Annotated in this window: 16 protein-coding genes; 4 read left to right on the top strand and 12 right to left on the bottom strand. The window is 63.2% G+C overall.

Annotation, left to right across the window (positions count from 1 at the left end; translation table 11 throughout):
• The first annotated feature begins 106 nt into the window (after positions 1-106).
• The 4 genes from AC1DYC_RS24155 to AC1DYC_RS24170 all read left to right on the top strand — a co-directional run bounded on the left by AC1DYC_RS24155 (position 107) and on the right by AC1DYC_RS24170 (position 3877).
• Entirely contained in the window at positions 107-1453 is a 1347-nt protein-coding gene (locus tag AC1DYC_RS24155) for an NAD(P)/FAD-dependent oxidoreductase (RefSeq protein WP_477410304.1), read from the top strand.
• A 211-nt stretch (positions 1454-1664) separates the two neighbouring features.
• Positions 1665-1841 carry a hypothetical protein gene (locus AC1DYC_RS24160; protein WP_192255001.1) on the top strand — a complete coding sequence of 59 codons (177 nt, stop codon included), beginning with the start codon at positions 1665-1667 and terminating at the stop codon, positions 1839-1841.
• A 177-nt stretch (positions 1842-2018) separates the two neighbouring features.
• Positions 2019-2585: an OsmC family protein gene (locus AC1DYC_RS24165; RefSeq protein WP_477410305.1), complete on the top strand. Its 567-nt coding sequence runs from the start codon at positions 2019-2021 to the stop codon at positions 2583-2585.
• Positions 2585-3877 carry an NAD(P)-binding domain-containing protein gene (locus tag AC1DYC_RS24170; protein WP_477410306.1) on the top strand — a complete coding sequence of 431 codons (1293 nt, stop codon included), beginning with the start codon at positions 2585-2587 and terminating at the stop codon, positions 3875-3877. The genes AC1DYC_RS24165 and AC1DYC_RS24170 overlap by 1 nt, the downstream gene beginning before the upstream one ends.
• An 18-nt stretch (positions 3878-3895) precedes the next feature.
• On the opposite strand, the gene AC1DYC_RS24175 is transcribed toward AC1DYC_RS24170, so the two are convergent.
• The 12 genes from AC1DYC_RS24175 to AC1DYC_RS24230 form a co-directional block, all read right to left on the bottom strand.
• Entirely contained in the window at positions 3896-5317 is a 1422-nt protein-coding gene (locus AC1DYC_RS24175) for a S8 family serine peptidase (protein ID WP_477410307.1), read from the bottom strand.
• Positions 5307-5975: an anti-sigma factor gene (locus tag AC1DYC_RS24180; RefSeq protein ID WP_477410545.1), complete on the bottom strand. Its 669-nt coding sequence runs from the start codon at positions 5973-5975 to the stop codon at positions 5307-5309. Before AC1DYC_RS24180 ends, AC1DYC_RS24175 begins: the two co-directional genes overlap by 11 nt.
• A gap of 14 nt (positions 5976-5989) precedes the next feature.
• A complete protein-coding gene (locus AC1DYC_RS24185; RefSeq protein ID WP_477410308.1) occupies positions 5990-6556 on the bottom strand; it encodes a sigma-70 family RNA polymerase sigma factor in 567 nt (188 codons plus the stop codon).
• Between the two features lie 336 nt (positions 6557-6892).
• On the bottom strand, positions 6893-7732 hold the full coding sequence (locus AC1DYC_RS24190) for an alkaline phosphatase family protein (protein ID WP_477410309.1): 840 nt from the start codon (positions 7730-7732) through the stop codon (positions 6893-6895).
• Positions 7733-7827: 95 nt separating this feature from the next.
• Positions 7828-9483, bottom strand: coding sequence for an ABC transporter ATP-binding protein (locus tag AC1DYC_RS24195; RefSeq protein ID WP_352555783.1), 1656 nt, complete (start codon positions 9481-9483; stop codon positions 7828-7830).
• Complete coding sequence (locus AC1DYC_RS24200) at positions 9483-10310, bottom strand: ABC transporter permease (protein ID WP_352582416.1); 828 nt, start codon at positions 10308-10310, stop codon at positions 9483-9485. Before AC1DYC_RS24200 ends, AC1DYC_RS24195 begins: the two co-directional genes overlap by 1 nt.
• A gap of 9 nt (positions 10311-10319) precedes the next feature.
• Positions 10320-11279 (bottom strand): ABC transporter permease, encoded by a 960-nt coding sequence (locus AC1DYC_RS24205; protein WP_477410310.1) that lies wholly within the window; start codon positions 11277-11279, stop codon positions 10320-10322.
• Positions 11280-11295: 16 nt separating this feature from the next.
• Complete coding sequence (locus AC1DYC_RS24210; protein WP_477410311.1) at positions 11296-12882, bottom strand: ABC transporter substrate-binding protein; 1587 nt, start codon at positions 12880-12882, stop codon at positions 11296-11298.
• A gap of 154 nt (positions 12883-13036) precedes the next feature.
• Positions 13037-15022 carry a CocE/NonD family hydrolase gene (locus tag AC1DYC_RS24215; RefSeq protein ID WP_477410312.1) on the bottom strand — a complete coding sequence of 662 codons (1986 nt, stop codon included), beginning with the start codon at positions 15020-15022 and terminating at the stop codon, positions 13037-13039.
• Between the two features lie 96 nt (positions 15023-15118).
• Positions 15119-15712, bottom strand: coding sequence for a nucleoside deaminase (locus tag AC1DYC_RS24220; protein WP_477410313.1), 594 nt, complete (start codon positions 15710-15712; stop codon positions 15119-15121).
• Positions 15709-16215 (bottom strand): ureidoglycolate lyase, encoded by a 507-nt coding sequence (locus AC1DYC_RS24225; RefSeq protein WP_477410314.1) that lies wholly within the window; start codon positions 16213-16215, stop codon positions 15709-15711. Before AC1DYC_RS24225 ends, AC1DYC_RS24220 begins: the two co-directional genes overlap by 4 nt.
• Entirely contained in the window at positions 16212-17069 is an 858-nt protein-coding gene (locus tag AC1DYC_RS24230; protein ID WP_477410315.1) for a bifunctional allantoicase/(S)-ureidoglycine aminohydrolase, read from the bottom strand. The genes AC1DYC_RS24225 and AC1DYC_RS24230 overlap by 4 nt, the downstream gene beginning before the upstream one ends.
• Between the last annotated feature and the right edge of the window lie 3 nt (positions 17070-17072).

Raw genomic sequence — 17072 nt, forward strand, 5'->3', positions numbered from 1 at the left:
AGATAGATTGAAGTGTCGTGGGACAACGGTCTGCCTGGGTCTGTCCTTGATTTGGCTTCTACAGGGTGTCAACCAGTAAGCCAGAGCCAGCCTACAGGTGCGCCACTTGCCCACATTCCCGTTCTCCGAAACGGATCCAATCCAGCATCCAGGTCCACCGCCGAAGAGTTCGGAGGTGGTGGTCATTGGTGGCGGTGTTATCGGCGTGACGACAGCGCTCTTCCTTGCGGCGCGGAACATCCCGGTGACGCTGCTGGAAAAAGGACGCGTTGCGGCAGAGCAGTCGTCCCGCAACTGGGGCTGGATCAGAAAGCAGGGACGGGACGCCGACGAACTGCCCATCGTCATCGAGGCTATTCGCCTGTGGCGGCAACTGGCTGAGGAGTGCGGCGAAGACATCGGGCTGAACCAGACAGGCGTGACCTATCTGGCGAACTCCGACAAGGACATGGCCGGCTTCGAGGAGTTCATGAAGATCGCCGCGATCCATGATCTCGACACCCGCCTCCTGGACGGCGACGAAACCGCGAAGCTCATCAAAGGCATGTCGCGCAAATTCAAGGGCGCGATGACGACGCCCTCCGACATGCGTGCAGAGCCTTGGCTGGCGGTGCCGGCACTTGCCCGGCTTGCCGTGCGAAAAGGCGCCAGAATCGTAGAGAGTTGCGCAGCGCGAAGCCTCGAAATCTCAGGTGGCAAAATCAAGGGCGTGTGGACCGAGGCGGGATACATCGAGACCTCCAGCGTACTGGTGGCGGGCGGCGCCTGGTCATCCCTGTTCTTGCGCAGACACGGCGTCTCCATCCCTCAGCTCAGCGTCAGGGTAACCGTAGCCGCAACGGAACCCCTGCCTGAAATCTATGCAGGTGCGGCAGCCGACGATCACATCGCTTTCAGGCGTCGGCAGGATGGCGGATACACGCTCGCCCCGGGCGGCAGTAGCTTACTTTACCTGGGGCCTGACGCCTTCCGGCACGCCACCAAATATCTTCCTGCGCTCAGGGCCAACCCGTTGGGAACACGCTACTTTCCGTCCGCGCCGTCAGGCTATCCTGATGCCTGGTCGACGCCGCGCGATTGGACGCCGGATTCCATAAGTCCTTTCGAGAGAATGCGGGTACTCAACCCCGCCCCTGAACCGGCCCGTCTGCGTTCGATTGAACGCAATTTCAAACAGCTTTTTCCAAACTTCGAAACCGTTCGCCTGAAGGCCGGCTGGGGCGGCATGATCGACGCCATGCCTGATGTCGTCCCCGTCGTGGACCGCGTGGCGGCAGTCGGTGGTCTTTTCGTCGCGACGGGAATGAGTGGTCACGGCTTCGGCATCGGGCCCGGCATAGGCCGTGTCGTTGCCGACATGATTCAGGGAAACGAGATAGGGCACGACCTCAGCCGTTTCCGCCTGTCGCGCTTCCATGATGGAAGCCCTGTCCGGTTAGGTCCGGCCCTCTGAATTGGGCGCATGAATCCGTCACTTCTTCTTCGTCGCCGCCTTCGTGTCCAGCAACCCGTAGCCGAAATCCCTCGCGTACATCATCTGCGAGTTTGTTACCGACCGCCTGTTTTGGTGCAACCTTGCAGATACAAATGTGGAGCATTTAACATACTGCTGAGCGGTTGCATGGGCATAACCCGAGGCACCCAAAGCTCTACAGGAGATGAAGATGTCAATGTTTGAAACGGTCGCGCGCTATGGGGCGGCCATCAAAAACGCCCGTGAAGCAAGAAAATCCGAACGCGTTCTGAATAGTCTGCCGTTGGAAATTCAAAAGGACATTGGCTGGCCGGTTACACCGCGCCAGAAAAGGCTCTCATCCAACAGCTGGGGCAGGATCCTCTGAACGAGGCACCACCCCAACCTCGGCGATAGCTGGCGTTCGGCTTTGCCGGAGTTACGCCAGCACAACGCTTCGCCAGGCGATTCCACGCTCACTCCCATGCTGCGCACAACACGCCCGTGGGAAGAACATTCCGTCCGCCGTAAGCCGGACTCTCACCTGTCAACAGGAGTACGACATATGACCAAACACACGGAAGCCGCCACAAATGGTGTCAACGTAGCCGCCCTGCTTGGCGCCCGTGACGCGCTGAAGGATGCCCCCGAGGCAGCCCGCTTCAAGTGGCGCGCGACGAGCGAATGGGTCAAGGGGACCCACAACAGAGCGACCGTCGACGGCTTCTTCGGCCTCGGCGCAGAACAGCAGCATCGCCAGACCTACAAGTTCGAGTCCGATCACCCGGAAATCTTTGCATCCGAGGACAAGGGTGCGACACCGGTCGAGTTTGTGCTGGTCGGCCTGGCAGGCTGTCTGACCGCGGGCATCGCGGCTGTCGCGCAAAATCGCAACATCCAGCTCCACTCTGTCAGGGCAACGCTCGAAGCCGGCATGAATATCCAGGGCATCCTCGGCATCGACCCGGACGTGCGCAACGGCTTCGACGGCATCAAGGTGCACTACGACATCGACGCGGACGCCAGCGCGGACGATATAGCCGCTCTTGTCGCGCAGTCGCAGAAGCGCTCGGCCGTCTTTGACGTGATCGCCAACCCAACCGATGTCACGGTCACTTCGAGCAAGTCCTGATGAGCGAAAGCGCATCACGCGGGATCGCCGGCGCCGTTGACGTCGTCGTCATCGGCGCCGGTCACTCGGGCCTGGCGATGAGCTATCTGCTAGGCCAGCACTCGCTCAGGCATGTGATTCTCGAGCGAGGCGAGGTGGCGAATAGCTGGCGCACGGAGCGCTGGGATTCGCTGCGCTTGCTCACTCCCAACTGGATGGCGCGGCTCCCCGACTACCCGTACCGAGGCGACGACCCGGATGGCTACATGAGCGCCGGACAGGTCGCCGATTTCATTTCCGATTACGCCACATACACCTCAGCACCGGTTCTGACGCACACCACAGTCAACAGAGTTGCACAGATCAGCCACGGCTTTCGGGTGGAAACCCAAAATGGGGACTGGCTGTGCCGTGCCGTCGTGCTCGCGACTGGCGCCTTCAACAAGCCGGTAATACCGCGACTGGCCGATTCCATGCCAGCCACCGTCGAACAGCTATCGGCGCACTCCTACCGCCATCCGGGGCAACTTGCCCCTGGCGGGGTGCTCGTGGTTGGAGCATCGGCGACAGGCCTGCAATTGGCGCAAGAGATCCAGCTCAGCGGCCGGCCCGTCACGCTCGCGGTGGGCGAACACGTCCGGCTGCCGCGCGTCTATAGAGGTCGCGATATCCAATGGTGGATGCTTGCGACGGGCGTGCTCGACCAGCGCATCGAAGACGTTTACGACCCCGATCGCGCCCGAAGAGTACCGTCGCCGCAGCTTGTCGGCAGATCAGACCGCGCCACGCTCGACCTCAATGTCCTGCAGGGGCAAGGCGTTAAAATCATCGGACGCCTGATGGGCATTCGCGACTCCATCGCCCAGCTTTCCGGATCGCTTCGCAACGTCTGCGCGCTCGCCGACCTGAAGATGAATCGGCTGCTCACGGCGATCGACGAATGGGCAGAGGCGAATGCACCGTCCGGCGTCGGTCCCGTAGAGCGCTTTGTCCCCACTGCAATCGACGCGCCGCCGCAAATGAATCTTAAACTCGGCGAAGACATTCGCACGGTGCTATGGGCCACCGGTTTTCGGCCGGACTTTTCCTGGCTGGACTTGCCGATCTTCGATCGCAAGGGCGACCTTAAGCACGATCGAGGCGTTGCTGAGGTTCCCGGGCTCTATGTGATGGGACTGCCATATTTGCGTCGCCGGAAATCGAGCTTCATTCACGGCGCCGAGGACGACGCGCGGGAACTAACCGCGCATCTGACCGACTACGTCGACAGGACGATCAAGCGTGAGATGCCACTGCGCGCTGTTGCCACTTGAAGGGGCCGTGCCGCAAATTCACTTCTTCGCCGCTCCGGCCGCTTTGATGTCCAGCAGCCCATAGCCGAAATCCTTGTCGCGGCCTTTCGGGCCGAGATCCCTCGCGGTAGCGGCCAGCGCCTTTTCGATGTCGTCGGCCGAGCGCTCCGGTGCGGCGTGGATCAAATTGGCGATGGCGCCGGAGACGATCGCGGCGGCGAACGAGGTGCCGGTGACCACGTCCGAGCCGGCGCCGCTCGGCGCCACCATCTCGACGCCGGGCGCCGAGATGAAGACGTAGGCGCCGCGATTGGCCTGCGGCATCAGCCCGTCCTTGGCGTCGGTGGCGGTCACCGCGATCACGCCGGGATAGGCTGCCGGATAGCCGTACGGCGCTTTCGGGCCATTGTTGCCTGCGGCGGCAACCAGGATGATGCCGAGCCCGCGCGCATTGCGGCAGGCGGTGGCGAGCAAATCGTTCTTGGGGCCGACGAAGCTCATGTTGATGATGCTGACATTCTGCTCGGCCGCCCAGTCGAGCGCCGACAGGATGACATCCATGGTCGACCTGCCGTCCTCGAAGGCCCGCGCATGATAGATCCTGGCCCCTGGCGCCATGCCTTCGAGCGCGCCGACGCCGGCGATCAGCCCGTCGACCGAGGTGCCATGGTCGCGCTTTTCGACCGGCACTTCGGGCATGGCGTCGAACTGGTCGGCAATGACGCCCGCCAGCGCCGGATTGGTGTCGTCGATGCCGGTGTCGATGACGGCGACGCGCACGTTCTCGCCGCTTGCCTGCTTGTTGTCGAGCTGGATGCGCTCGAAGGCATAGTTGACGATGCCAGCCGCCTGCTGCAGCGAATAGACATGGTTCGGCTCGCGCCGCTGGGTGCGGCCATCGGCGGCCAGCTGCGCCAGCACGGTGCCGACCGGGCGACCGTCGGGAATGCCGAAGCGCACCAGCGTGGTGCCGAGCAGCCGCGACTGGCGTTGCGAGCGCACTTGCAGGCCAAACGAGGCGGCGATCTGCTGAACGGCGCCGGCGTCACCATCGACGGTCACCAGCACCTCGTCGGGCACGAAATCGCCGGCGATGGCACGCCGCGGCGCGGTCGCGACAAGATCGGTCGGCGAAACGATCGGGCCGCTGGCTGGCGGGCCAGCCTGGGTGTCGGCTGGCGGTGCTGACGGCCGTGGCGTCGGCACCGGCGCCGCGGCAGCAGGCGGATTGGGAAACAGGTCGACGATCAGGGCCGGAAGGACAACAGCGCCCTGGCCGCTGCCCGCTTCGCCACTCTTGTCGTCCTTGGGGCAGTCGGCTACCGCAGCACCTGTCGTGTCGGTGCAGTCCACTTTTGTGCGGCCGGCATTGGGGTCGCTGGTCTGTGCTAAAGCGGGCACGGCGGCGATTGTCATCGCCGCCGCCAGGATTGCAAATCGAATGACCGCCTTAGCTGCCATCAACCGGTTTCCTTCCCTCGATCACAGTCTCCGCAAAAGGCTGGGCGGCAATAAGGCCGAGCAACTTGGTATAGTCTGCTCCGGTCTTGGCCGGGATGGCAATGCGGAAGACGCCCGAGGCCGTCGGCCCGCCGGCGATCTTCAATCCGTTCTGGTCGAGGAAGACGGCGATGTCGGACATCTTGGCCTCCGGCTTGAACTTGACCAGCGCGAACGGCAGTTTCGCCAGATCATCCTCAGTGCCGGCAATCTCGAAATCATTGCCCTTGCCGCCGGTGTGCACATAGGACTGCACCACGATCAGCGCCAGCAACACTGCGGCTGCCGCCCAGGCGACGCCGACCGGCACCGCCATGAAACGGTCGAGCGCCTGCGCCAGCCAGGAACGGCCCGCCGGCGCACGCACCGGCCCGACCTCGGCGTCGAGCGCCTTGGCAAAGCGGCTGAGCGCATCGGCCGGCGGCCGGATCGCCTCGTTGGCGGCGGTGGTGCCGGAGAATTCGACCTCGGCCTCGCCAAGTGCGGCCATTGCCGCCGGATCGGACGCCAGCCATTCCTCGACGGCTTGGAGGTCGGAGCCTTCCAGTGAGCCGTTCAGGTAGAACGGCAGGAGCGTTTCCATTTCGTCGCGGCGCGACATCTTTTCAGCGGCACTCATATCTTCAGGATTACTCATGGCCACCCCCTGTCGTAACCGGCGGCCTTGAGGGCTTCGCCGAGTTTCTTGCGGGCGTAGAACATTCGGGTCTTGACGGTGGCGACCGGGATGTTGAGCACCTCGCCGATCTCTGTCACCGACTGTCCGTGGTAATAGGCAAGGTCGATCACCGAGCGGTGTTCTTCCGGCAAGGCATCGACGAAGCGCCGCAAGGCCGCGCCCTTGTCTTCCTTCATGGTGGCGACTTCGGGCGTGTCGGCGCTATCGGGGACCTGCGCCGCATCGTCGTCGTCGATCCAGTCTTCCTTTTTCTTGCGCAGCATCGACAGCGCCTTGAAGCGGGCGATACCGAGCAGCCATGTCGAGACTTCCGAGCGTCCTTCGAAGCCGGGCGCCTGGCGCCACAGCTCAAGAAACACCTCGTTTGCGATATCGTCGGCCATCATTTCCGATCCCGTCTGGCGCGCCACGAAGCGGTAGATCCGCGCGTGGTGACGCATGAACAGCAGCCGAACAGCGGCACGGTCGCCCTTCGCGACCCGGTCGACAAGCGCGCGATCAGTCTCTGTCGCTGCCGTCATGGCCGGTCGAGCCGCCTGGCTCCTGTCTGCTCTGTCGCCGATCGGTCCAAAAAGGTTCATCCTTCCGCCAAGGAATTTTGGCGAAGCTAACCGAAGAGAGGGAGTGTTGCCAGTAGGGTGAGGTTCTTACCTTCTCCCCTTGTGGGAGAAGGTGGCCTCGCGAAGCGAGGTCGGATGAGGGGTGCTGGACGGATCGCTGCTTTGCAGAAGTAAGCGCTTCAGATTCTTCGATCTTTCACACCGCGCTCTGTCGCGCACCCCTCATCCGTCTCGGCGCTGCGCGCCGATCCACCTTCTCCCACAAGGGGAGAAGGTAAGCGCATGCGCCTCGCCCGCTCACCCCAAAAACGGCTTCGCCTTCATCGTCTCCGGCACCGGCACACCCAGCCGCTTCAGCACCGTCGGCGCCAGCTGCAGCTGATCAAGCAGCGTGTCCGCCTGCGGCCCCATGCCTTGCCCGAAATAATACAGCGCGAAATCCTGCATTTCGTCGTCATGGCCGCCGTGGTGGCCGCGGTCGGTCTGGCCGTGGTCGGCGGTGACGATCACCTCGTAGCCGGCTTGCCGCCAGAGGGGCAGGAACGCCGCCAGCATGCCGTCCATCGCATAGCAGGCATGGTCCATTTCGTGGCAATCATGGCCAAAGCGATGGCCCATCGAATCCAGCGTGCAGGTGTGCAGGATGCCGTAATCGATGCCATGGCGCCGGGTCAGCATGGTCAGCGTCGCAAACAGATCGACGTCGCTCGGCGTCATCTGGTTCTTCAGATTGTAGCCGGTCATGGTGTGGAAGCGGCCATGCGTGATCGGCCCCTCCGGCTCGTCATACTCCATGTCCTCGACGAGGTCGAACGGATAGGAGCGGAAGAATTCCGACCAGTAGGAATGCGTCACCGCGCCCGTCTTTCCGCCGGCCTTGCTGACCTCGGAGAAGATGTCCGGCTTGTTGACCAAGAAACGGTTCTCGTTGGACAGGATGCCATGCTCCTGTGGCGACACCCCGGTGTGGATCGAGGCGTAGCAGCAGGCCGAGGTCGACGGCAGCACCGAGCGCATCTTCCACACTTGCGCCTCGCCCGACTGCACCCAGCCTTCGAGATTGCCCATCAGCCGGCGCCAGTTCCGGTAGGGCACGCCATCGAGGACAATGAGGAGAAGCTTGGTCTTGAGCGCCATCGGCGGCTCCATGCGGTCTTGCGGGAGAGGTCAGCATCCGGGGCGGCCGGCCAGGCCAAGCCCCAGATGTCTTGAGAGAGGCGGAAGCCGGCCGCCTAGTTGCCCGCGCTCGCCATGCGGCGTCCCTTGATCGCCTTCTCCAGCCAGCCGATCTCCATCTCGGGAACGGAGGACAGGAGCAGGTCGGTATAGGCGTCGAAGGGCGGCGTCAGCACCTTGCTCTTGGCGCCATAGCGCACCACCTCGCCGCGATACATCACCGCGATCGAATCGGCGATCGACTTCACCGTCGCCAGATCGTGGGTGATGAAGAGGTAGGCGACCTTCTCGTGCTGCTGCAGGTTCAAGAGCAGCTTGAGGATGCCGTTGGCCACCAACGGGTCGAGCGCCGATGTCACCTCGTCGCAGATGATCAGCTTCGGCTTGGCGGCAAGCGAACGGGCGATGCAGACGCGCTGCTTCTGGCCGCCGGAGAGTTCGGCCGGATAGCGGTCTAGGAAGCCCTTGCCCATCTCGATCTCGTCGAGCAGTTCGGCGACGCGCTTGTCGCGCTCGCGGCCGCGTATGCCGAAATAGAACTCCAGTGGCCGGCCTATGATGGTGCCGACGGTCTGGCGCGGGTTCATCGCCACGTCGGCCATCTGGTAGATCATCTGCAACTGACGCAGATCCTCCTTTGGCCGGTCGGCAAGCCGGTTGGCGAGCGGCCTGCCGTCGAAGGTGACAGTGCCTTCCTCGGGCGGCAAAAGCCCGGTGATGGCGCGCGCCAGCGTCGACTTGCCGGAGCCGGACTCGCCGACGACGGCCAGCGTCTGGCCCGGATAGATGTCGACCGAGACGTTCTTCAGCACCTTGACGTTGCCGCCGCCATAGGCGGCGGTGACGTTCTTGACCGACAGGAACGGTGTCGCTCCGGGCTTCTGCTCGGCGTGCTCGATCTCGTGTACCGACACCAGCGCATTGGTGTACTCTTGGCGCGGCTCCTTGATGATCTGGCGGGTGCCGCCCCATTCGACCAGCCTGCCGTGGCGCAGCACCATGATCTCGTCAGAGACCTGGGCGACGACGGCAAGGTCGTGGGTGATGTAGAGCGCCGCGACATGGGTGTCGCGAATGGCGTCCTTGATTGCCGCCAGCACGTCGATCTGCGTCGTCACATCGAGCGCGGTGGTCGGCTCGTCGAAGACGATCAAATCGGGTTCCGAGCACAGCGCCATCGCCGTCATCACCCGCTGCAGCTGGCCGCCGGAGACCTGGTGCGGGAAGCGTTCGCCGATGGTTTCGGGGTTCGGCAGACTGAGCTTCTTGAACAGTGCCACGGCGCGTTTCTCGGCCTCGGCCCGTGTCGCCGTGCCGTGCAGCAGCGTGGCTTCCACCACCTGGTCCATCAGCTTGTGCGCCGGGTTGAAGGCGGCGGCCGCCGACTGCGCGACATAGCAGACCTCGCGGCCGCGCAATTTGCGGAAACCTTCCTTGCCGCCCTTGAGGATGTCGCGGCCGTTGAGGAGCACCTCGCCACCGGTGATGCGCACGCCGCCGCGGCCATAGCCCATCGACGACAGGCCGATGGTCGACTTGCCGGCGCCGGACTCGCCGATCAGGCCGAGCACCTTGCCCTTTTCCAGCGTCAGCGAGACATCGTGCACCAGCACGATGTTCTTCGGCGCTTCGCCAGGCGGAAACACTGTCGCTTCGATGCGCAGGTTGCGGATATCGAGCAACAGGCCGGGCTTTGCTTTTGTGTCGGCCATCACCCGCGTCCTCCCTTCAGGCTTGTCGTGCGGTTGAGGATCCAGTCGGCGACAAGGTTGACCGAGATTGCCAGTGCGGCGATCGCCGCCGCCGGAATGAGCGCGGCGCCGATGCCGAAGACGATGCCGTCCTTGTTTTCCTTGACCATGCCGCCCCAGTCGGCATCCGGCGGTTGCACGCCAAGGCCGAGGAAGGACAGCGTCGACAGGAACAGCACGGCGTAGATGAAGCGCAGGCCGAGTTCGGACACCAGCGGCGACAGCGCGTTGGGCAGGATCTCACGGAAGATGATCCAGCCGCTGCCTTCACCGCGCAATTTGGCGGCTTCGACATAGTCCATGACGTTGATGTCGACGGCGACAGCGCGCGAGAGGCGGTAGACGCGGGTCGAGTCGAGAACGCCCATCACCAGGATCAGCGTCACCAGATTGGTCGGCAGCACCGAGAGCACGACGAGCGCCATGATCAGCGTCGGGATCGACATCAGGAGATCGACGAGGCGCGACAAAAGCGTGTCGAACCAGCCGCCGAACACCGCCGCCGAAAAGCCGAGAATGGCGCCGAGCGAGAACGACAGCGCGGTGGCCAGCACTGCGATGAACAGTGTGATGCGGGCGCCGTAGATCATGCGCGACAACAGATCACGGCCAAGATTGTCGGTGCCCAGCAAATGCGCCGAAGACATCGGTTCCCAAGGAACGTCGCTGACGATCTCGGCATTGCCGTGCGGCGCGATCCATGGCGCAAACACGGCTGCCACGACGAACATTGTCGTCAGCACGATGCCGATCAGTGCGGGGATGGGGATGCGTCTGATATCGAGCATGCCCGCCCCCTATTTCGGATGTCTGAGGCGCGGATTGGCGACGATCGCCCCGATGTCCGCAATGATATTCAAGGTGATATAGACGGCGGCGAAGATCAGGCCGACCGCTTGCACCACCGGCACGTCGCGCTTGGTGACATGATCGACCAGATATTGTCCCATGCCGGGATAGACGAAGATCACCTCGACCACGACGACGCCGACGATGAGGTAGGCGAGGTTGAGCATGACGACGTTGATGATCGGTGCGATGGCGTTGGGGAAGGCATGCTTGCGGATGACGTTGAAGGCCGACAGGCCTTTCAGTTCCGCCGTCTCGACATAGGCCGACTGCATGACGTTGAGGATGGCGGCACGGGTCATTCGCATCATGTGGGCAAGAACAACCAGCGTCAGCGCGGCGGCCGGCAGGGCGATCGCCTGCATGCGCTCGCCGAACGGCATGCCGTCATAGACCGTGGAAATTGCCGGAAACCATTGATATTTGACGGCAAAGAAGAAGACCAGCACGTAGCCGATGAAGAACTCGGGGAAGGACGTCGAAGCGAGCGCCAGTCCGGAGATCAGCTTGTCGACCCAGCCATTGCGGTAACGCACCGCGATCAGGCCGAGAATGATGGCCAGCGGCACGGCTACGACCGCTGCCCAGAAGGCCAGGAACAGCGTGTTCCACAGCCGTCCCTTGATCGAGGTCGCAATATCCTGGCCGCTCGACATTGCCGTGCCGAGATCGCCGGTGAGCGCACCGCCGAGCCAGTGGAAATACCTGATGTAAGCCGGCTGATTGAGGCCGAGCTGCTCGCGCAGATTGGCGAGCGACTCCGGCGTCGCCGACTGTCCGAGAATGGCTTGCGCGACGTCGCCGGGCAGAATCTGTGTACCGGCGAAGATCAGGACCGAAACGGCCAACAGGAGGACGATGCCCAGCGCAACGCGCTGGGCAATCAGTTTCAAGATGGGTGAGGACATATCCGCAAAGCCGAGCTCAGGCTTCGAGCCAGCACTTAGCCAGTGCGTAGCCGTTCATCAGCTCCTGATGCGGATCGTCGACCCAGCCGCCGACCTTGGCGCCGGTGGCATCGATGAACTGGTTGAACATCGGCAGGATCAGGCCACCCTCGTCGCGTACCAGGACAGCCATGTCGTGGTACATCTGCTTGCGCTTGGTCTCGTCGAGTTCGGCGCGTGCGGCAAGCACCATCTTGTCGAAATCCGGACGCTTGAAACGGGTATCGTTCCAGTCGGCGCTCGACAGATAGGCCGTCGAGTACATCTGGTCCTGGGTCGAGCGGCCGCCCCAGTAGGAGGCGCAGAAGGGCTGCTTGTTCCAGACCTCGTTCCAGTAGCCGTCGCCGGGCTCGCGCTTGAGCTCGATCTTGATGCCGGCCTTGGCTGCGCTCTGCTGGAAGAGCTGCGAGGCGTCGACCGCGCCCGGGAAGGCGACATCCGAGGTCCGCAGAAGCACGGTGCCGTCATGGCCCGACTTCTTGTAGTGGAACTTGGCCTTGTCGGGATCGTACTTGCGCTGCTCGATCTCGGTGAACAGCGGATAGGACGAATTGATCGGGAAGTCGTTGCCGAGCGAGCCGTAGCCGCGCAGCACCTTGTTCAGCATCTCCTCGCGGTCGATGGCCAGCTTCAGCGCCATGCGCAGGTCGTTGTTGTCGAACGGCGCTGTGTTGCAATGCATGATGAAGACGTAGTGGCCGGGGCCGGCGTGATTGCGGATGGTGACGCCGGGCACGCGCTTGATCAGGTCGACGATCTTCGGCTCGACGCGGTTGATCATGTTGACCTGGCCGCCCTGCAGGGCCGCCGTGCGCGCCGTCGCGTCGTTGATGACGACGACTTCGATCTGGTCGGCATGGCCCATCTTGTCGCCCTGCCAGTAATTGGCGAAGCGCTCGCCGACATGGCGCACGCCGGGCTCGTTGGTCTTGACCACGTACGGGCCGGCCGAGATGCCGGCATCGGGTTTGTCCTTACCGCCATTGGGCTGGACGATCAGGTGATAGTCGCTGAGCAGATAGGGAAGGTCGGCGTTGGCCTCCTTCAGCGTCAGCACCACTTCCTTGCCGCTGGCCTTGATGCTTTCGATGCCCTTCATGTAGCCGAGCGCGCCCGACTTCGACTTTTCGTCCGAATGGCGCTCGAGTGTGGCAGCCACGTCCTCGGCCGTCACGGTCTTGCCGTTGTGGAACTCGACGCCGTCGCGGATCTTCAGCGTCCACACCTTGGCGTCGTCCGACGAGCCAATCTCTTCGGCGATGCGGTTCTCGAGCTTGCCCTCGGGCGACAGCTCGACGATCATTTCGCCCCAGCACTTGCCGAAGGCGAACGGCACCTGCGTCATCATCAGCGCCGGATCGAGGCTGTTGGTGGATTCACCGCCGACCAGGCCGGCTTTCAGCGTGCCGCCCTTGACCGGGCCTTCCGCGCGAGCCGCGCTGGAAAGCAGCATGTTGGCGAAGGGTGCGGTGACGCCGAGCGCGGCCGCGCGGCCGAGAAAATCACGACGGCTCAGCTTGCCAGACGCAACGCGCCGGCTCAGATATTCGAGTTCGTTAGACATTTGAGTTCCTCACTCTGTTGGTTCGACCTTGTGGTCGTTTTTTGTTTGTTGTTACCAAAGAGATATTGACCGAAGGGCAAAGCCATAAGCAAGACCGAATGCGACATGCCGTGGCGTAAATCGCACGTCGCAACTGGACCAGTCGGATCTGCGCTCAGAGCAGGTCGCGTGGAATCGTCTCTTCGAAATCTCGCTCGAAAACCAGCGTTTCGCCCTCATAGGCTTCGATTCTGGCACTGACGATGAAGTTTTGCGCGTCGCAGCGCATTTCGGCCGATGTCTCGGTGCGCACCGACCATTCATTTCGCGACAGGGTCTGCGTCCAGTGGGTTTTTCCCGAGGCCAACAGCGGGTCGTCGGGATGAATGGCCCACGTCTCGCGGGCGATGCTGCCATTGGCCAGCCCATGCGAGAGATCGCGCACCGCGCCGAAATCGTCCGTGATCGACAGCGTGACGATGCCGGTCTTTTCGTCGCGATCGACATGACGCTCGGAATTCGCCGCCCGGACCGTCTCGGTCGCCCAGGGCGTTGCGCCTTCGGAGGCCAGGAATGATGCCTCGTCGCCTTTCGCAAGCGGGCGCAGCGGCAGCTTCAGCGTCGCCGCCGAAAGGTCAAGCCGCACCGGCTCCGGCGACGGCCAGATCATCGGCCAGTAAGCGTTCGAAATGGCGATACGCAGGCGGTGTCCAGCCGGCACGCGGTAGGCGCACTGGTCGAGCACGACACGTGCCGAAACAGTTTCACCTTGCACCAGCGCTTCCGGGAATTCATGCGACTTGCGATGCGTCAGGTTGAGCACGCCGTAGGAGATCAGCTCCGAGGCGCCGTCGGGGTGCACGTCGCACAGCCGCACCGCGATGTTGGCCTGTGGCCGATCTGACGAGACTTTGACCAAAAGCTCGGGCGCGCCGACAATGTCGATGGCCTCCGCGAGCACAGGCTGGTCAAGGCAAACCGACAGCGCATCGTCGGGGCGCTGGTCGCCCGGCAGTTCCGGGCCGAAGGTGAAGGGAAAATATTCGCCACCGGCAAGCCCGCAGCTTTGCGGCGTCGCCACGATCGCCGGCCTGGCGCCCGCAGCGATGAGTTCGATCGCCTCGACCTTGATACCGGGCGACGGCCATTCCTGTTCGGCAACCCAGCGGCCCGGCCGCTCGGGATGCCAGCGCGCGGGGCGGACGCTGTCCATCACATAGGCGCGGTAGGCCGGGTCGGCCTCGACGCCGGTGTCGACGCCCTTCAGCCAGCGATCCCACCAGCGCAACGCCTCCTGCAGGAAACCGATGGCGGGTTTTGGTCCGGCGTAGTGCGGGTATTTGTGGATCCAAGGCCCGACAATGCCCTTCACCGGCGCATGGATGTTGGTGACGAGGTGCGAAATCGTGTTGCGGTAGCCGTCATGCCAGCCGCCGATCGACAGCACGGCCGCTTTGACAGCGGAATAATCCTCGCAGATCGAACCGCGTTTCCAATAGGCGTCGCGGTGCTGGTGGCTGAGCCATAGCGGTAAAAGGAACTCCTGGTTCTCCAGCCGCGTCAGCCACAGATCGCGCCACCGGTTGTCGCCCGCAATCAACGGATCCGGTGGCCGCGACGAATAGGACAGCATGGTCGAGGCCCAGCCGAAATTTTCCGTCAGCAGGCAGCCGCCCTTGTAGTGAATGTCGTCGGCATAGCGGTCGACGGTCGAGCACAGGCTGACAACAGCCTTCAGCGCCGGCGGCTGTTTTGCGGCCACCTGCAGGCAGTTGAAGCCACCCCAGGAAATACCCATCATGCCGACATTGCCGTTGCACCAGGGCTGTGCTGCCGCCCAGGCGATGACATCGCAGGCGTCCTGCAATTCCTGCTCGGAATATTCGTCGTCCATCAGCCCTTCGGAATCGCCATTGCCGCGCATGTCGACGCGGATCGAGGCATAGCCGTGGCCGGCGAAATAGGGATGCGTCAGCTGATCGCGAAAGATGGTGCCGTCGCGCTTGCGGTAAGGCAAATGTTCGAGGATCGCCGGCACCGGATCATCGCCCGCATCCTGCGGCATCCACACCCGCGCCGACAGCCGGCAGCCATCCGGCATGACGATGCCCATATCCGGGAATTCGACGACCTTGCGGGGAAATTCAGTAACGGTTTTCATGGGCTGGCATAACGCCCCGCCAGCTCAAGACTTTCAATTGCCATTCGCGACTGGAGCAGCGAAAATTGCGACCTGGCCGCAGCCGGCTTCACGACCTCAGTTCAGCGGAATGTCGTTCTCGGCCTTGCTCTCCTGATAGACACCGGAAAGCTCGTCGTAGCGGGCGGAAATGTTGTCGATCCGCGCCTCCAGCCGGCTGCGCTCGTCCTCGGGCAGCGCCCGCACCAGACGGCGGATCGAAAAGCTCTTCCAATAGGCGTTCTCGGCGTTGTAGCCGCCGGGATCGAGGGTGAAGACCTCTTTCAGGATCTTCAGGTCATGCGGGATGGCAAAGCTGTCCCGCGAATCCTCGTGGCTGAACAAATAGTAGAAATTGTCGAAGCCGGTCCAGGTGATCGCCGACAGGCAGAGCGAACAGGGCTCGTGCGTTGCGATGAAGATGGCGTCCTTGGTGTCGACCCGCTCCGCCCTGGGCATTTCATAAAAACGCTTCAGGCAGTGCACTTCGCCATGCCAGAGCGGGTTTTCCATCTCGTTGTTGGTCTCGGCCAGCACCAGCGAGCGATCCCTTTTCCGCAGGATCGCGGCGCCGAACAGCTTGTTGCCATGGGCAACGCCGTCGGCCGTCTTGGGTACGATGTCGTGCTCGATGACATCGAGCAGGCGGTCGATCAGCGATATGTCGGTCATTGATGGTTCTCGTCGGGGAGATGGATCTCGTAGGGGTGCGAGAAGTGGAACTCTTCGAGGTTGGAGCCGTCGCCGCCACGGTCGACAATGACGAAATCCTGGGCTTCACCAAGCGGCGTCAGCACGCCATGCCAGAGATTACGCGGATAGTTGATGCCTTGCCCGGGCGCGGTGATGAAGGCGTGCGGCTCGCCGGGACCATCCTTGCCGTCATGGCAGACGACGACCAGGAAAGGCCGCGATGACAGCGGGATGAAGGCCTGGCTGCCGAACGGGTGGCGCTCGACCATAGTCAGCTTCAGCGGCAGTTCGTAGGGCGTGCCGCGCGCCATCGAGATCAGCACGCGGGCATTCGGTCCCGCGGCTTCAGCGGTGGCGAGATCATGGTAGCGCTCGGTCCTGCCGCCATTGATCGGGTAGTGGTTGTCCCCGCCCATGTCGAGCACGTCACCAAAGCCGGCAAAGCTTTCGCGGGTCAGCGGCCGCGCGACGATACGGGTCACCGCGCGCGACCGCCAATGCCCGCCCCGCCGAGCTTGGCGTGCCGGTTGACATCCTTGTAGAGCAGATAGCGGAATTTGCCTGGGCCGCCGGCATAGCAGGCCTGCGGGCAGAAGGCGCGCAGCCACATGAAGTCGCCGGCCTCGACCTCGACCCAGTCCTGGTTGAGGCGGTAGACGGCCTTGCCTTCCAAGACATAGAGCCCGTGCTCCATGACATGGGTCTCGGCGAACGGAATGACGGCGCCCGGCTCGAGCGTGACGATGGTGACATGCATGTCGTGGCGCATGTCGGCCGGGTCGACGAAACGGGTCGTGGCCCAGCGGCCCTCGGTGCCAGGCATCGGCGTCGGCGCCACTTGCTGGTCGCTGCTGAAAAAGGCCTCCGGCACGTCGATGCCGTCGACGGCCTCATAGGCCTTCCTGATCCAGTGGAAACGCACGGCGTCGCGACCTTCGTTGCGCACCGTCCAGCCGCTGGCCGGCGGCAGGAAGGCAAAGCCGCCAGCTTGAAGCATGTGCTTCTTGCCGTCGAGCGAAACGGTCAACTCGCCCTCGACCACGAACAGCACGCCCTCGGCGCCGGCGTCCAGTTCCGGCCGGTCGCTGCCGCCGCCAGGCAGAACCTCGACGATGTACTGCGAAAATGTCTCGGCGAAACCCGACAGCGGCCTCGCGATGATCCAGGCCCTGGTCTTGTCCCAGAAAGGCAGCGGGCTGGTGACGATGTCCTGCATCACCCCTTTGGGGATGACGGCATAGGCCTCGGTGAAGACAGCGCGACCTGTCAAAAGCTCATTTTGGCCAGGATGGCCGCCATGCGGCGCATAATAGGTTTTCTGGTCAGTCTTGATCATATC

Source organism: Mesorhizobium sp. P2_E7 (assembly GCF_056403855.1).

Coding starts and splice junctions, on each gene's coding strand:
- AC1DYC_RS24160 (WP_192255001.1), top strand. CDS start 1,665: ATGTCAATGTTTGAAACGGTCGCGCGCTATGGGGCGGCCATCAAAAAC.
- AC1DYC_RS24165 (WP_477410305.1), top strand. CDS start 2,019: ATGACCAAACACACGGAAGCCGCCACAAATGGTGTCAACGTAGCCGCC.
- AC1DYC_RS24170 (WP_477410306.1), top strand. CDS start 2,585: ATGAGCGAAAGCGCATCACGCGGGATCGCCGGCGCCGTTGACGTCGTC.
- AC1DYC_RS24175 (WP_477410307.1), bottom strand. CDS start 5,317: ATGGCAGCTAAGGCGGTCATTCGATTTGCAATCCTGGCGGCGGCGATG.
- AC1DYC_RS24180 (WP_477410545.1), bottom strand. CDS start 5,975: ATGAGTGCCGCTGAAAAGATGTCGCGCCGCGACGAAATGGAAACGCTC.
- AC1DYC_RS24185 (WP_477410308.1), bottom strand. CDS start 6,556: ATGACGGCAGCGACAGAGACTGATCGCGCGCTTGTCGACCGGGTCGCG.
- AC1DYC_RS24190 (WP_477410309.1), bottom strand. CDS start 7,732: ATGGCGCTCAAGACCAAGCTTCTCCTCATTGTCCTCGATGGCGTGCCC.
- AC1DYC_RS24195 (WP_352555783.1), bottom strand. CDS start 9,483: ATGGCCGACACAAAAGCAAAGCCCGGCCTGTTGCTCGATATCCGCAAC.
- AC1DYC_RS24200 (WP_352582416.1), bottom strand. CDS start 10,310: ATGCTCGATATCAGACGCATCCCCATCCCCGCACTGATCGGCATCGTG.
- AC1DYC_RS24205 (WP_477410310.1), bottom strand. CDS start 11,279: ATGTCCTCACCCATCTTGAAACTGATTGCCCAGCGCGTTGCGCTGGGC.
- AC1DYC_RS24210 (WP_477410311.1), bottom strand. CDS start 12,882: ATGTCTAACGAACTCGAATATCTGAGCCGGCGCGTTGCGTCTGGCAAG.
- AC1DYC_RS24215 (WP_477410312.1), bottom strand. CDS start 15,022: ATGAAAACCGTTACTGAATTTCCCCGCAAGGTCGTCGAATTCCCGGAT.
- AC1DYC_RS24220 (WP_477410313.1), bottom strand. CDS start 15,712: ATGACCGACATATCGCTGATCGACCGCCTGCTCGATGTCATCGAGCAC.
- AC1DYC_RS24230 (WP_477410315.1), bottom strand. CDS start 17,069: ATGATCAAGACTGACCAGAAAACCTATTATGCGCCGCATGGCGGCCAT.